Origin of the sequence: Streptomyces sp. T39 (assembly GCF_008042045.1) — a bacterium.
Taxonomy (GTDB): domain Bacteria; phylum Actinomycetota; class Actinomycetes; order Streptomycetales; family Streptomycetaceae; genus Streptomyces.
This window is the reverse complement of sequence record NZ_RDBP01000112.1, coordinates 1-776: the sequence shown is the minus strand read 5'-3', so window position 1 is coordinate 776 and position 776 is coordinate 1. Positions and strand designations below refer to the sequence as shown.

Below are 776 nucleotides of genomic sequence, written 5' to 3'. Positions count from 1 at the left end.
GGGATGTGGATCTGGGGCTGGACGGTGACCTGCGGGGCGCCGGTGGTGACGTGCGCGAACACGCGCGGGCGCAGGTTCAGCCCGCGCATCGCGAAGGCCGAAGCAACCGTCCACGCGAGGGCGGCAATGGCGGTGGCGACGGTGCGCGAGGCGTCCGGAGTGGTCGTCCAGACCATCGCGATGCCCGCGAACCCCCAGCACGACCAGGTGAGGCGGATCCCGTTGCTGCGGGTGATGAACCCGGCGATCAGGGAGAACAGGCCGGTGACCTGCCACAGGGTGTAGACGGTGGAGGCGCCCGCCGCCTCGAGTTCGGGGCGGCGGGCGCGGGTTGAGCGTGTAGGCCGGTCGGCCTGCCCGGTCACCGCCAGCCGGCCGCCCGGGGTGCGGGCGGCGGCGGCCGGTGGCCAGGCGGAGCGACCGGATCAGCGGCCGAGCTGGCGAACGTTGTCCGGGGTGCCGCCGTCGGGCTGGGCGGGGATGTGGATCTGGGGCTGGACGGTGACCTGCGGGGCGCCGGTGGTGACGTGCGCGAACACGCGCGGGCGCAGGTTCAGCCCGCGCATCGCGAAGGCCGAAGCAACCGTCCACGCGAGGGCGGCAATGGCGGTGGCGACGGTGCGCGAGGCGTCCGGAGTGGTCGTCCAGACCATCGCGATGCCCGCGAACCCCCAGCACGACCAGGTGAGGCGGATCCCGTTGCTGCGGGTGATGAACCCGGCGATCAGGGAGAACAGGCCGGTGACCTGCCACAGGGTGTAGACGGTGGAGGCGCC

2 pseudogenes are annotated in these 776 nt (G+C 73.3%); both read right to left on the bottom strand.

The window, feature by feature from the left end:
- Positions 1 to 365, bottom strand: a pseudogene (locus EAO77_RS35660) (hypothetical protein); the annotation flags it as partial.
- A gap of 60 nt (positions 366 to 425) precedes the next feature.
- Positions 426 to 776, bottom strand: a pseudogene (locus EAO77_RS35655) (hypothetical protein); the annotation flags it as partial.